This is a genomic window from Desulfuromonas versatilis (genome assembly GCF_019704135.1).
In the GTDB taxonomy this organism is placed as follows: Bacteria; Desulfobacterota; Desulfuromonadia; order Desulfuromonadales; family NIT-T3; genus Desulfuromonas_A; species Desulfuromonas_A versatilis.
Genome location: NZ_AP024355.1, coordinates 3900024 through 3914375, shown reverse-complemented (window position 1 = coordinate 3914375; position 14352 = coordinate 3900024). Strand labels below are relative to the sequence as shown.

Annotated in this window: 12 protein-coding genes; 10 read left to right on the top strand and 2 right to left on the bottom strand. The window is 66.8% G+C overall.

Translation table 11 applies throughout. The annotated features are described in order from the left end of the window. Positions 1 to 355: 355 nt before the first annotated feature. Positions 356 to 2395, top strand: coding sequence for an ATP-dependent helicase (locus DESUT3_RS17620; protein ID WP_221249792.1), 2040 nt, complete (start codon positions 356 to 358; stop codon positions 2393 to 2395). Here DESUT3_RS17620 and DESUT3_RS17615 read toward each other — a convergent pair. Further along, complete coding sequence (locus tag DESUT3_RS17615; RefSeq protein WP_221249791.1) at positions 2366 to 3106, bottom strand: hypothetical protein; 741 nt, start codon at positions 3104 to 3106, stop codon at positions 2366 to 2368. The two genes, DESUT3_RS17620 and DESUT3_RS17615, sit on opposite strands and share 30 nt — an antisense overlap. A gap of 28 nt (positions 3107 to 3134) precedes the next feature. Next, a complete protein-coding gene (locus tag DESUT3_RS17610) occupies positions 3135 to 3983 on the bottom strand; it encodes a GNAT family N-acetyltransferase (protein WP_221249790.1) in 849 nt (282 codons plus the stop codon). A 363-nt stretch (positions 3984 to 4346) separates the two neighbouring features. On the opposite strand from DESUT3_RS17610, the gene pilM reads away from it, so the two are divergent. From pilM to DESUT3_RS17565, 9 genes are all read left to right on the top strand, one after another. Next, positions 4347 to 5324 carry a pilus assembly protein PilM gene (pilM, locus tag DESUT3_RS17605; protein ID WP_221249789.1) on the top strand — a complete coding sequence of 326 codons (978 nt, stop codon included), beginning with the start codon at positions 4347 to 4349 and terminating at the stop codon, positions 5322 to 5324. Then, positions 5321 to 5920, top strand: coding sequence for a PilN domain-containing protein (locus DESUT3_RS17600; protein ID WP_221249788.1), 600 nt, complete (start codon positions 5321 to 5323; stop codon positions 5918 to 5920). The genes pilM and DESUT3_RS17600 overlap by 4 nt, the downstream gene beginning before the upstream one ends. Beyond that, positions 5917 to 6588 carry a type II secretion system protein GspM gene (gspM, locus tag DESUT3_RS17595; RefSeq protein WP_221249787.1) on the top strand — a complete coding sequence of 224 codons (672 nt, stop codon included), beginning with the start codon at positions 5917 to 5919 and terminating at the stop codon, positions 6586 to 6588. Before DESUT3_RS17600 ends, gspM begins: the two co-directional genes overlap by 4 nt. Beyond that, positions 6581 to 6961, top strand: coding sequence for a hypothetical protein (locus DESUT3_RS17590; protein WP_221249786.1), 381 nt, complete (start codon positions 6581 to 6583; stop codon positions 6959 to 6961). Before gspM ends, DESUT3_RS17590 begins: the two co-directional genes overlap by 8 nt. Before the next feature lie 3 nt (positions 6962 to 6964). Next, positions 6965 to 8704 (top strand): pilus (MSHA type) biogenesis protein MshL, encoded by a 1740-nt coding sequence (mshL, locus tag DESUT3_RS17585; RefSeq protein ID WP_221249785.1) that lies wholly within the window; start codon positions 6965 to 6967, stop codon positions 8702 to 8704. Positions 8705 to 8734: 30 nt separating this feature from the next. Continuing rightward, positions 8735 to 9655: an ExeA family protein gene (locus DESUT3_RS17580; RefSeq protein ID WP_221249784.1), complete on the top strand. Its 921-nt coding sequence runs from the start codon at positions 8735 to 8737 to the stop codon at positions 9653 to 9655. Continuing rightward, the gene (locus DESUT3_RS17575) at positions 9652 to 11211 is read left to right on the top strand and encodes a tetratricopeptide repeat protein (protein ID WP_221249783.1); all 1560 of its coding nucleotides are present in this window, start codon (positions 9652 to 9654) and stop codon (positions 11209 to 11211) included. The genes DESUT3_RS17580 and DESUT3_RS17575 overlap by 4 nt, the downstream gene beginning before the upstream one ends. Before the next feature lie 16 nt (positions 11212 to 11227). Beyond that, the gene (locus DESUT3_RS17570; RefSeq protein ID WP_318835953.1) at positions 11228 to 12988 is read left to right on the top strand and encodes a GspE/PulE family protein; all 1761 of its coding nucleotides are present in this window, start codon (positions 11228 to 11230) and stop codon (positions 12986 to 12988) included. 110 nt (positions 12989 to 13098) lie between these two features. Beyond that, a complete protein-coding gene (locus DESUT3_RS17565; RefSeq protein WP_221249781.1) occupies positions 13099 to 14322 on the top strand; it encodes a type II secretion system F family protein in 1224 nt (407 codons plus the stop codon). The last annotated feature ends 30 nt before the right edge of the window (positions 14323 to 14352 follow it).

Here is a 14352-nt window from a genome sequence, read left to right as displayed (position 1 = left end):
TCGGAAAGCTCTGCCGAACGCCTGCCAGCGGAAAGACGAAACCCCTTGGGGCTCAGTAACCCTGGTTCTGGTAATGGGCGGCGGGGGTCTGGCCGGACTGCAGTTCCGCAGTGCCGCCCCAGGAAACCAGCAGCAGCGACGCCCATGCAACACTGATGACGAGTACCATGATTCTAAACATGGCGCGTAAAATACAGAAAGGTGGATTAAAAATCAAGGGGTGAAAATGCCCCTCCGGCCCCCTTGCCCCGAAAAAGTTTCCTGTGCTATTTTTCCTCCTGATGGAGACCTCCCCGACAGCCGGGCACCCTTTCTGCCGCGCTGTCTTTTGCATTTCTAAAGGGCGCTTTTTTTCATGGATCTGACCACCCTCAACCAGGAGCAGCTCGCCGCGGTGCGCCACGCCGATGGCCCCCTGCTGTTGCTCGCCGGCGCCGGCTCGGGCAAGACCCGGGTCATCACCTTCCGCATCGGCTACCTGATCCGCCAACGGGGCGTGCTCCCGGCGCAACTCCTGGCCGTGACCTTCACCAACAAGGCCGCCAAGGAGATGAAGGAGCGGGTCGAGGAGCTGGTGGGCAAGCGCCAATGCCGGGGGATGATCATCTCCACCTTCCACTCGCTGTGCGTGCGCATCCTCAAGGAGGACATCGAGCGGCTCGGCTACAAGAAAAACTTCTCCATCTACGGCACCGCCGACCAGGTGCGGCTGATCAAGGACCTGATGCAGGCGGTGAACGTGGATGGCAAGAAGTACGACGCCGAGCGCATCCAGTGGATGATCTCCGACGCCAAGAACCGCCTGATCCCGCCCGAATCCTACACCGTCCGCTACCAGGACGAGTACGAATACCTCGCCGCCGAGGTCTACCCCAAGTACCAGAAGGCCCTCAAGGCCTTCAACGCCATCGATTTCGACGACATCATCATGCTCACGGTGCGGCTGTTCCGCGAACACCCCGACGTGCTCGAGAAATACCAGCAGCGCTTCCGTTACCTGATGGTCGACGAGTACCAGGACACCAACGCCGCCCAGTATCTGCTGCTGCGCTCTCTGGCCGGAGAGCGGCGCAACCTCTGCGTGGTCGGCGACGACGACCAGTCGATCTACGGCTGGCGGGGCGCCGACCTCGGCAACATCCTCGACTTCGAAAAGGATTTCCCCGGCGCGGCGGTCATCCGCCTCGAACAGAACTACCGCTCCACCGGCAACATCCTCGCCGCGGCCAACGCGGTGATCGGCAACAACCGCCAGAGAAAGGAAAAGGCCCTCTGGACCTCGGGTGACAAGGGGCGGCCAATCGAGCTTGTCCGCTGCATGGACGAGGAGGACGAGGCCCGCGTGGTCATGGAGCGGATCCACGCCGAACGCTTCCGCCACGAGCTGCAGTACCGCGAGTTCGCCATCCTCTACCGCACCAACGTGCAGTCGCGGGCCTTCGAGGAGCAGCTGCGCTACGAGAACATCCCCTACGTCTTGATCGGCGGCCAGCAGTTTTTCGACCGCAAGGAGGTCAAGGACGCCGTGGCTTACCTCAAGGTGCTGGTCAACCGCCGCGACGAGGTCAACCTGCTGCGCATCCTCAACTACCCCAAGCGCGGCATCGGCGAGACCACCGCCGACCGGCTGATCCGCGCCTCGGCCGAAGGCGAGCGCCCCCTTTGGGAGGTGCTCTGCGCCGCGGGCGAGATCGAGGACCTCGGCGAGAAGGCCCAGGAGGCGGTGAGCGGCTTCGTAGCGCTGATGGAGCGCTACGCCCAGCGCTTCGCCCGCACCCCGAACCTGGCCGACACGGCCCGGGAGTTTTTTGCCGAGATCAAGCTCGAGGACGAGATCTACCGCGGGACCGACGACCCGAAAAAGGCCCGCCGGCGGGTGGAGAACCTCGAAGAGGTGGTCAACGCCATGGCTTCCTATCTGGAGCGGGAGGAGAAGCCGAGCCTTTCCGGTTTTCTCGAAAAAGTCTCGCTGCTCGACGAGGACCGCCCCGACCGCGACAGCAAGGAGAAGAAGCTCGAGCGCGACGCGGTGACCCTGATGAGCCTGCATTCGAGCAAGGGGCTGGAGTACCCGGTGGTTTTCATGGTGGGGATGGAGGAGGAATTTCTGCCCCACAAGAACGTGCTCAACCAGGGGGCCGACGTCGAGGAAGAGCGCCGCCTGTGCTACGTCGGCATCACCCGCGCCCAGCGCCAGCTGGTGCTGACCGGCGCCGCCCAGCGCAAGAAATACGGCCAGCTGCAGCCGCGCATCCCCAGTCGCTTTCTTCAGGAGATTCCCGGCGAGCTGCTCGATTCGCAGACCAGCGAAGGCCGCCCCCCCGCCAGCGAGGAAGAGCAGGAGACGATGGCCAACAACTTCTTCTCAGGGATCCGCGCCATGCTCGGGGATTGAACCCGGGCGCCCCGCCCCGGTCGAGCGGCCGTTGCCGAAGCCGATCCGGAGCCCGGGCAGGCGCTCGGCGATGTAATCGCTGAGCGCGTAGATGAACAGGATCACCCCGATCATCTCCAGCAGTTCCTCGCAGCTCATCAGGGCCTGGTAGCGAAGGTTTCTCGCCCCCGCAGCCTCCATTTGGGCCCCCTCGAACAGCTCGATCACCAGCGCGCCCAATACGTAAATCCCCCCCGAGAGAAGAAACAGGTTGCGGGTTTTGGCCGGCAGGGAGAAGATGAACCTGGCATAGATGACCAGCAACCCGAGCAGGCCAAGCCCGTAGGGGATCACCCAGGCGAAATACAGCAGACCGGAAAGGCCGAAGGCCTCCCTCAGCACCGGCATCAGCTGCTCGTGGATCATCACCGCCTCGTCCGTGGCCAGAAACAGAAAAACCAGCCCGAGCCCCAGCCAGTAGCGGTACCAGCGACCGGCTTTTTCGGCATGGGCGATGGCCAGCAGGAGCAGTCCGGCCAGCAACAGGGCCAGCGCCGAGTAGAGCGATGGGAGGTTGGCCTCATGGTCGAAATGGAACAGGGCCACTCCCCAGGGGATGACCGTTAAGCCGCGCAGATAGACGTAGAGCCCGCCAATGATATGACCCAGGGTCAGCAGCAGGACGATCGTGCCAAGGACCCTGGCGATTGTTTGGGGACGGAGAACCAGCATGCCGGGCACCTCCCTGGTGAGGCGGCGGTCAGTCATGGCCGGTCAGCCGGTAGAAGGCATGGGGCCGAAGGCTGCGGATCAGCCTTGCGGCCAGGGGGATGAACCAGACCCGGGCGGGAACCTGAACCGCTGGGAAACCCATCTGTTCCTTGTAGTGGCAAAGCGGCTGATCCTCGCGGGAATGCAGCCCGTACACGATTTCGTCGATGGTCCCGCTGCGCCTGCAGGCCTGCACCAGTTCGAACACCAGGGTCGTGCCGATGTTGGTGCTCAATGCCTCGCTGGCCAGCTCCACGCTCTGGACATAGGCGGTGCCTTCCACCGCAAATGCCGCGATATAGCCTGACAGCCTCCCCTCGCTCCTGGCGGCCAGAACCAGCCCTCTGCGCGAGCCGAAATACCCGGCCATCTCCCTGCGGTATGCCTCCACAGGCGGAATCTTGCCGTAGCCGGTACGCCGGCGTGCCGAAACCAGCACCTCGTAGCCACCCTCGAGCAGCGGTTGCGGGTCCAGAAATTCGACGATTTCGGCCTGTTTTCGGCAGTTGCGGATCTTGTTGCGCCTTCTCGAGCTGATGTTTTCGAATGTGTAGTTTTGCACATCACCCAGCAGATGCACCGGCATGGCCCCGTTGGCCCGGGCACTCTCCTCCATCCGCAGGGTGGCCCGATACCCCCAGCAGAAAGGGGTTGGCCTGGTCGTTTCGGCAGCGGCCATGCGCGCCATCAGGTGCAGTCCGTTGAAAAACCCCGCGGGCTGAGCTTCCCAATAGCGCCCCCGGTGGCAGACCACCCGCGCCCCCTGCTGAGTGCGCCAGGCTGCGAAATCTCCCTCGGTGATGCAGCGGAGGATGCTATCTGAACAGTCTTTGACCATGCTTGGCTGGTCCCCCTTGGTTGAGCCCCCCCCCAGGCGTTGTCTCCGCTGGCTCGGCCGGGGGGGAGAGACGGAATTTTGACTCACCGCTTGCGGTTTGGAATTTTTAATTCTATTCAGGAAAGCCTATCGCGATTTTCTCCCCTTTCAACCGGCCGGTCGTTAATCCCCTTTCTCCAAGTACCGCTGGAAAAGCCCCGTTTCCAGTGTGACATTGGTAACCCGGCTACATTTTTAAGTTTTCAGGCCCCGTCAGGCCAGCGGAGAACCCGGGATGGCAGGGTTTCTGGCACAGTTGTTGTATGAAATGAGCCGCAGCGGCCGGTGGGACAGGATAAGCCTGCCGGGCGAAACGGAGTGACCATGCTGAAATTCCCCTTTCGACAAGCCGGAGCCCAGGACGGAGTCACCGGCATCTGCGAACACCCCGACGGGCTCGGGGTGGTGCATCTCAAGCGCCGTGAGGGCGAGCGCCCGCAGGTGACGGTCTGCCGATTCATCGAGGCCCGCCGCGAACAGGACCGGACTGCCCTGCTGCAGGAGGCCATTCGCCTTCACGGTCTGGGGCGAAGCCGCTGCGTGGGGGTGATGGGGGTGGGCAATTACAGCCTGTTGCAGGTCGATCCCCCCGAGGTGCCCGAGGAGGAGATCTCCTCCGCGGTCTGCTGGCATATCAGGGACCTGATCGACTATCCCGTCGAGGAGGCGATCATCGATTACTTTCTCGTGCCCAACCCCGCCCAGCCGGGGCGGGCAAAAATGGCCTACGTGGTGGCTGCTCCCCGGGTCCAGGTCCGCAACCGGGCGGCCCTGCTGCGGGCGGCCCGCCTCAAGGTCAGCGCCATGGACATCCCCGAGCTCGTGCTGCGCAACCTGGCGACCCTGCTGCCCGAGGAGGAGCGGGGACTGGCGCTGCTGCAGCTGGGGCGGCACCGGGGACAGATCACCATCAGCCGCGGCGGCGTCCTTTACCTGGCCCGCAGCATCAGTGTCGGCGCGGCCGACCTGGCGGAGATCGCCGCCGAGGGGGATGGGCAGTCCGCAGAGGAAGCCGGCTACCGGCTGCAGGGGATGCTCGACTCCATCGTGCTTGAAATCCAGCGCTCCCTCGACTTTTACGGCAGCAGCTTCTCCCTTCCCGCCATCCAGAGCCTGGTGGTCGCCCCCCTCGAGCAGGAGGTGCCGCGGCTCACCGAATACCTGGCGGATTACCTGGGGATTTCGGTGCGCCGGCTGGACCTGGCGGCGCTTTTCGAAGGGGCCGCGCTCTCGCCCCTGGACCAGGCCCGCTGCCTGCCGGCTTTCGGAGCCGCCCTGCGCGATGTCGAGGGGGCGCCATGAAGCAGCAGATCAACCTTTTTCAGAGCGCCGCCCTGGAGCCCCGGGTCATGCTTTCGGCACCGACCATGCTCGGCGTGCTGCTTGGCGCCGTGGCGCTGCTGACCATCGCCTCCCTGGCTTTTCTTGCCCAGGCCAACCGTTTGAACGATGAACTGGGCAGGATCGAGCAGCATCAGGCAGAAGCCTCCAGGCGTTTGGACGAGATCCAGAACCAGTATCCCCCCCGCCAGGAAAGCCAGCTCCTGAAACAGCAGCTGGCCCGGTTGACGGTCGAACGGGAGGCGCAGCGGCCCTTGGCCGCCCTGCTCCAGGCCGGGCTCGAGGAGCCCGGAGGGTTCTCCGGGCATCTCGAAGGGCTGGCCGGCCAATCCCTGGCGGGAGTCTGGCTGCGCCGCATCGAGTTGGCCGGGGGCGGCCGGCAGGTGTCGTTGGCGGGCAGCGCCCTGAACCCGGAACTGGTGCCCCGGCTGGTGGGACGACTTTCCGAGGAGCCGGTGTTCGGCGGCCTCGAGTTCAGCCGCTTCGAAATCGAGCGCTCCGAACAGCGGCCCGACGCCGTCGATTTTCTTCTGAGCAATCAGGAGGTGAGCCGATGAATCCCCTGTTGGGCCGCCTCAAGACCTGGGGCGAGCGCCTCGAGAAGCGCTCGCTGCGCGAGCGCGCCCTGCTGCTGCTCGGGGCATTGGCCCTGCTGGCGGCCGCCTGGCATGCCCTGCTCTACCAGCCCATCGAGGAGCGCCGGCGCCTGCTCCAGGCGCGCATCCAGGCGATCGATGTGCAGACCGCGCAGATCACCGCTCAGGGTGAACAGGTGATCGCCCTGCACAGCCAGGATCCCGACCAGAAAAACCGCCTGGCGCTGCAGCAGTTGGAGGCAGAGATCGCCGCGATCGGAGCGGAGCTGGAAGGGATGGCCGACAACCTGGTCTCGCCCCGGGAAATGCCCCGGCTGGTGGAGCAGGTGCTGTCCCGGCAAAAAGGGCTGCGGCTGCTGCGGATGGAGAACCTGGAGCCGGTCGCCCTGCTGGAGGCCCCTGCCGGAGCGGCGCTGCCGGGCGAGATGCCCAACCTCTATCGGCATGCCCTGCGCATCGAGTTCGAAGGGAGCTACGTCGATACCCTGGCCTACCTGCGCGAGCTGGAGACTCTGCCGCGGCATCTTTTCTGGGATGAGCTGCAGATCGAGGTGCTGCGCCATCCAACCTCCCGGGTGCGTCTGACCGTGCACACCCTGAGCCTCAAAAGGGGGTGGATCGGTGTCTGAACTTTCACGGAAGAAATGGTTTTCCTGCTGCATCCTGTTCGCGGCGGCCCTCGCCCTGGCGGTCGACGCCCGGGGTGCCGAGCTGCGGGACCCGACCCGGCCACCCATCCCCGCCGCCCCCGAGCGGGCCCCCGAACCGCTGCGGAGCAAAGCCCCCGATTGGCGGCTCAGCTCGATCCTGGTTTCCCCCGAGCGTCGGGTGGCCGTGATCAGCGGGCAGGCCGTGGTGGAGGGCGATCGCATCGACGGGGCACGAGTGGTGGCGATCACGCCGTCCGCGGTGCTGCTGCAAAAGGGCAAGCGTGAGTACACCCTGAACCTGACTCCGGATCGCCTGAAAGAGCCATCCGCGCAACATCAAGAGGGGAAATGACCAATGTGGCCTAACGTTCTGTCCGCCACCCGCTGCCTGCTGCTGACGGCGCTGCTTTTTGCCTGGGGCTGCGCTCCGCCGCCGCGCGGCGCCGATGCCGGCCGCGAAATCGGCCAGGCGCTGCAGGAGCCCGCCCAGGCGCCGGCCCCGGTCGGGCCGGTGATCCTGCCTCCCGAGATCTCCACCGCCCTGCTGCCTCCGGCGGTAACGGGGATGCCGATGGCCGCCGCCGAGCCGCGATTCGACATCTCGGCCAAAAAGACCCCGGCCGCCGAATTCTTCATGGGCCTGGTCGCCGGCTCCCCCTACAACATGGTGGTGCATCCGGAGGTGTCCGGCGAGATCACCCTCAGCCTGAAAAACGCGACCATCCCCGAGGTCATGGAGGTGGTGCGCAACGTCTACGGCTATCCCTTCCATCGTACCGAAACCGGCTTCCAGGTCATGCCCTTCGGCCTTCAGTCGAAGGTGTTCTACGTCAACTACCTCAACCTCGTGCGCCGGGGGGTCTCCCAGACCCGGGTCAGCTCGGGGCAGGTGAGCGAGGTGGTCGAGGACAAAAACGGCCAGGAGGACAGCCAGCGGGCGGTCTCCGGCAGCCGCATCGACACCGAGTCGCTGGCCGATTTCTGGCGGGAGCTCGCCGCCGCGCTGCAGGCCATCGTCGGCAGCCACGAGGGGCGCCAGGTCGTGGTGCAGCCCCAGGCCGGGGTGGTGGTGGTGCGGGCGATGCCCGAAGAACTGCAGGGGGTCGAGGCCTACCTGACCGCCATCCAGGGAACCCTGCAGCGCCAGGTGATCCTCGAGGCGAAAATTCTCGAGGTCGAACTCAGCGACGGTTTCCAGTCGGGGATCAACTGGGCCGCGCTCGGCCGCCCGGGCCAGGACAAGACCATCGTCATCGGCCAGACCGGCGGCGGAACGCTGTTCAACCAGGGGATCTCAGAAATCGCCGGCAACAGCGGCACCCTCAACCCCCTCGACCTGCTGCTGCCCGAGGGGACCGACACCTCGGCCTTCGGCGGGGTGTTCAGCGCCGCGCTCAACCTCAAGGACTTCACCGCCTTCATCGAGCTGCTCGAGACCCAGGGGAACGTCCAGGTGCTCTCCAGCCCGCGCATCTCCACGGTCAACAACCAGAAAGCGGTGATCAAGGTCGGCTCGGACGAGTTCTTCGTCACCGACATCTCCAGCGACACGGTGACCGGCACCACCGCCACCACCACCTCGGACATCACCCTGACGCCCTTCTTCTCCGGCATCGCTCTGGATGTCACCCCGCAGATCGATTCCTCCGGCGGCGTGACCCTGCACATCCACCCCACCATCAGCGAGGTCCGCGACCAGCAGAAGACCGTCACCGTGGGTGAGCGGCCGCAGATCCTGCCCCTGGCGCTGAGCACCGTGCGCGAGTCCGACAGCATCGTGCGGGCCCGCAGCGGCCAGGTGGTGGTGATCGGCGGGCTGATGCAGAACTCGGTGGTCAAGGACGTGGCCTCGGTCCCCTACCTCGGCAAGGTGCCGCTGCTGGGGCCCCTGTTCCGCCACACCCAATCCAGTTCGCGCAAAAGCGAACTGGTCATCCTGCTGCGACCGCTGGTGGTCCAGGACAGCCAGGCCTGGGACAGTGAAGTGTCAAAATCCCGGCAGCGCATCGAGGGGATGGGCGCGTACTTCCAGCAGGGGTGGCAGCACAGCCTGACCGAACAACAGGGCTTCTCGGTGCGCCCCGCCGCGCGCTAGGGTCAGCAATTTGAACAAAGGCGCCAGACCATGTATCTGGAACATTTCGGATTTGCAGAACAGCCTTTTTCCCTGACCCCGGACACCGGTTTTTTCTACCGGCACCCGGGCCAGCAGGAAGCGCTCAACGTGCTGCTGGTGGCGCTTGCCACCGGGGAAGGGTTCATCAAGATCGTCGGCGAGGTCGGCACCGGCAAGACCCTGCTCTGCCGCCGGCTGCTCGACTCGCTCGGCGAAGACTGTGTCACCGCCTACCTGCCCAACCCGCTGCTCTCCCCGCGCCAGCTGCACCAGGCGGTCGCCGACGAACTGGGGATCGAGTTCCGGCGCGACGCCACGGTTCAGGAGCTGCTCAAGTGCCTCGCCGCCAGGCTGGTGGAGCTGAGCGATGCCGGCCGGCAGGTGGTGTTGTGCATCGACGAGGCCCAGGCCATGAGCGACGAGAGCCTCGAGGCCCTGCGCCTGCTCAGCAACCTGGAGACCGAAAAGCGCAAGCTGCTGCACATCGTGCTGTTCGCCCAGCCCGAGCTTGACGAGCGGCTGGCCGGGACCGGCCTGCGTCAGCTGCGCCAGCGGATCACCTTCGGCTACCGGCTCGAGCCCCTGAATCGGGAGGACGTCGCCGGTTACGTCGCTCATCGCCTGCGGGTCGCCGGCTGCCCGCAGCAGATTTTCACCCGCCGGGCCATCGACCGCCTGTTCCGCGCCAGCCGAGGCGTGCCGAGGCTGGTCAACATCCTCTGTCACAAGTCCTTGCTGGCCGCCTTCGGGCGGGGCGAGGCCACCATCGACCTGGCCCCGGTCAGGGCGGCCGTCGCCGACACCCCCGACGCGGCGCTCGGCGAGCGGCTGAGCGCCGCGCCGATGGTCTGGGGCCTGGCCTTGACGGGGGCGCTGATCCTGGCCGGGCTGGCCTTGGTGGCGCGGTGGGCGCTGGGAGGTATGCCGTGAGCCTGATCAACCAGATGCTCAAGGACCTCGAGGCCCGCAAACAGCAGGCCGCCGCGGACCCCGTCGCCCGCCCGGCGCTCGGGGCGAGCGTGACGCCCGGCGCTCCGGGCCGGGGAAGACGGCAGCGGCTGGTTCCGGCCGGCCTTGTGCTGCTGGCCCTGCTCGCCTTCTGGGGCGTTTGGGGGTGGTATGGAACACCGCCCGCCGCTCCGCCTGCGGTCGTCGATCTCCAGGTGCCGCCCGCACCGCTCGAGCCTGCAGAGGCAGAAGCTGCCGAGCCAGCGCTTGCGGACACCCCGGCTGAGGCCGAACCGACCGCGCCGCTCGCTCAGGCAGCGATCCCGGAGCCGGAGCTGCCCCCTGTGGCCGAGGCCGAACCACCTGCCGCTACCTCCCCGGTGGAGATTTCCGCCCCAGAAAAAACTCTCCCCGAACCGCGTCCGGCCTTGTCCAAGCCCGCTCCGGGGGCGCCGGCCAAAGCGGCGGGCGACCTTCCCGCGGCGCTCCCGCCGGCGCCGACGGTGGAACTGCGCAACCTGCGCATCACCGAGCAGGCAGGCTACCTGCGGCTGGTGGCATTTTTCGCGGGGGTTCCCGACTACCGGCTGCAGCGGGATGCCGGCAACCGTCGCCTGGTGGTGGAGCTGCCCAACACCCGCTTCGACGGCACGCTCCCCGCTCCGCCCAGGGAGAGCCCCCTGGTTCGTTCCATCGAGTTGGAAAGAGGCCAGGGTCAGCTGCGGCTGGTGCTGCAGATGAAGGGGGATTACCGCTACCTCGAACAGTTCGAGAGCAAGGGGCGCCGATTCGGCGACCGCCTGGTGCTCGATCTTTATGCTGCCGGCCCGCCGGTGGCGCAGCCGCAGAGCTCCGCAAGGGCGGACGGGCCCGCCGAGGCTGCGCGCAATCCGCAGGCGCCTGCCCCGACCGAATTACCCTCCGCGCCCATGCCGTCCCCGGGCCAGGTCCCCCAGGCGCCCAACACCGGCGAGGATGCCGGGCAGGCCCTGGCCCGCGCCCGGACTGCCCTGGCCGCCGGTCGCCCGGCCGAGGCCGAAGAGCTCCTGGGCCAGGCGCTTCGCCTTCAGCCCGCCAGCATCGAGGCCCGGCAACTGCTGGTCGAACAGCTGCTCGGCGCCGGCCGCATCAGCGAAGCCGAGCCCCTGCTGAACGAAGGGCTGGCTCTGCACCCGGGACATCCCCTGTTCCGCCGCGGCTATGCCCGGCTGCTGGTCGATCGCGGCGAGTTGATCCAGGCCCGCGACCTGCTCATCCGTGGGGGGCTGCCCGAGGTCGGGGGCGATCCAGAGCATCACGCCCTGCTGGCGGCGGTCTACCAGCGCCTGGGAGACTTTGCCCTGGCCGAACAGGCCTACCGGAGGGTGCTGAGCGTGGCGCCTTCGGCAGGGGTGTGGTGGATGGGGCTGGGTATCGCCCTGGAGAGCCAGGGCCGAGGGCCCGAGGCCTCCGCAGCCTACCAGGGCGCCCTGCGCAGCGGGCAGCTTGGTGCCGACCTGCGACGCTACGTCGAGGGACGCCTGGCGGCGCTTCACTGAACAACGGAGCTGATTGATGGCCATCCGCAAGAAAATACGCATCGGCGAAATGCTGGTCGAAAACCGCCTGATCAGCGAAGAGCAGCTGCAGCAGGCACTGGTCGCCCAGAAAAAGACCGGCCACAAGCTCGGCGACACCCTCATCGAGCTGGGCATGGTCACCTCCAGCGGCCTGCTGCAGTGCCTGGCCCGCCAGCTGCAGATCCCCTACATCGACCTGCAGCACTACCGCTACAAGCCGGAAACCGTCCGCAAGCTCCCCGAGACTTACGCCCGGCGCTTCCGGGCCATCGTGCTCAACGAGACCAACGGCGAGCTGCTGGTGGGGATGGCCGATCCCACCGACATCTTCGCCTATGACGAGCTGGTCAAGATCCTCAAGCGCCCGGTCAACCAGGCAGTGGTGCGCGAATCCGACCTGCTGCGCACCGTCGACACCGTCTACCGGCGTACCGACCAGATCGTTAACCTCGCCGAGGAGCTCGGCGAGGAGCTCGGCCAGGGGGTCAACCTCGCCGAGCTGCTGCCGGCCAGCGAGCTGGAAGACGCCCCGGTGGTCAAACTGCTGCGCTCGCTGTTCGAGGACGCGGTGCAGGTCGGCGCCTCGGACATCCACATCGAGCCCGACGAGGCGGTGCTGCGCATCCGCCAGCGCATCGACGGGCTGCTGCACGAGCAGATCATCAAGGAGAAGCGCATCGCCGGGGCCCTGGTCTCGCGCCTCAAGCTGCTCTCCGGGCTCGACATCTCCGAGCGGCGCCTGCCCCAGGACGGCCGCTTCAACATCCGGGTGCACGGCAAGAGCATCGACATCCGCCTCTCGACCATGCCCCTGCAGCACGGCGAGTCGGTGGTCATGCGCCTGCTCGACCAGTCGGGGGGGATTCTCGGCTTCGACCAGGTCGGCATGCCCCCGGAGATCCTCGCCCCCTTCCGGGCGGCGGTGCAGCGCCCCCACGGCATGGTCCTGGTCACCGGGCCCACCGGCAGCGGCAAGACCACCACGCTGTATGCCGCGCTCAACGAGTTGAACCTTGCCGAGAAGAAGGTGATCACCGTCGAGGACCCGGTGGAATACCGCCTGCCGCGCATCAACCAGGTGCAGGTTCACCCCCGCATCGGGCTCGATTTTTCCAGCATCCTGCGCGCCTCCCTGCGCCAGGACCCGGACGTGATCATGGTCGGCGAGATGCGCGACCAGGAGACCGCCGAGATCGGCCTGCGCGCCGCCATGACCGGCCACATGGTGCTCTCCACCCTGCACACCAACGACTCGGTCAGCACCGCGCTGCGCCTGCTCGACATGGGCGCCGCGGGGTACGTGGTGGCCAGCGCCCTGCGGGCGGTGCTCGCCCAGCGCCTGGTGCGGCGCATCTGCCCCAGCTGCCAGGAGGACGACCCCCTGAACCCCCAGCAGCGCAGCTGGCTGCGGGCCAAAACCGGTGGGATCCCCGAGGGGGTGAGCTTCCGCCGCGGGCTGGGCTGCCCCAAGTGCCACAACACCGGCTACCGGGGGCGCATCGGGGTGTTCGAACTGCTCGAGATCAGCGAACCGCTGGCCGATGCCCTGCGCCGCGGTGACAGCGGCGGCTTCGCCGAGATCGCCGCGCGTCAGAAGGGGTTCCGGCCCCTGGAGCTCTGCGCCCTGCAGTACGCCAGGGAGGGGGTGACCACCATGGAGGAGGTGCTGCGGGTTTCGGGGCAGGTGGATGAGCAGGCGCTGCTGGAGAGCGAGCCGGCATCGACAGCTACGGAAGAGGCTTCCTTGGAAGCCTGAAGTTCCTCCCCCTTCAAGGGGGAGGTCAGGAGGGGGATGGGGTACCCGAAGCTCAATGCCCATCCCCACCCCGACCCTCCCCTTGAAGGGGAGGGGGGAGACCTACGGATATGGCCAACTATCATTACAAAGCCCGCAGCAGCTCGGGAGAGCTGCTCGAGGGGACCATGGAGGCCGCCTCGGTGGACGCCGTCGCCGGCCAGCTGCTGGCCAACGGCATCTCGCCGCTGAAGATCAGCGCGGTCCAGGCCGGCTCCGACGTGCTGGGGACCCTGCGGAATGTCTGGCGCGCCCGGCAGAAAGCTGAGGTCGAAGACCTGATCCTTTTCTGCCGGCAGATGCACACCCTGACCCGGGCCGGGATCCCCCTGGTCCGCGCCTTCAAGGGGCTCGAAGCGACGGCCCACAAGCCGGTTCTGGCGCGTACCCTGCGTGCCGTGGTGGAGGACATCGAGTCGGGGCGCGACCTCAGCGCCGCCCTCGCCCGGCACCCCAGGGTCTTTCCCTCGCTGCTGGTGAGCATGATCCAGGTCGGCGAGAACTCGGGGCAGCTCGACGAGGCCTTTCAGCAGGTCGCCCGCTACCTCGAGCAGGACAAGGACACCCGCGACCGGGTCAAGGAGGCCCTGCGCTACCCGGCCTTCGTCACTGCCGCCATCGCCGTGGCCCTGGCGGTCATCAACCTGCTGGTGGTGCCGGCCTTCGCCAGGGTCTTCCGCAGCTTCGGTGCCGATCTTCCCCTGCCGACCCGAATCCTGCTGGCGATCTCCAAATTCACCACGACTTACTGGCCGCTGCTGCTGGTCGGGACGCTGGTCGGCGGCTGGCTGCTGCTGCGCTACCTCAAAACCGATTCGGGCAGGCTGCTCTGGGGGCGCTACAAGCTGAAGCTGCCCCTGGTGGGCGATATCATCCTGCGCGCCACCATGGTGCGTTTCGCCCGGGCCTTCTCCATGGGCTACAGCGCCGGCGTGCCGCTGGTGCAGGCCCTGGGCCTGACCGCGCGGGCGGTGGACAATCCCCACGTCGGCGGGCGCATCGACAAGATGCGCAACAACATCGAGCGGGGCGAGACCCTGACCAACGCCGCCGGCAACACCAGGCTGTTCACCCCCCTGGTGCTGCAGATGCTCGCCGTCGGCGAGGAGACCGGCGCGGTGGACAGCACCCTGCTGGAGGTCGCGGATTTTTACGAGCGGGAGATCGAATACGACCTCAAGAAACTCTCCAGCGCCATCGAACCGATCCTGGTGGTGGCCATGGGCGGCATGGTGCTGATCCTGGCTCTGGGGGTGTTTCTCCCCATGTGGAATCTTACCGCCATCGCGCGGTGAGCAAGACGAACTTCCCGCCAATTGACGGCC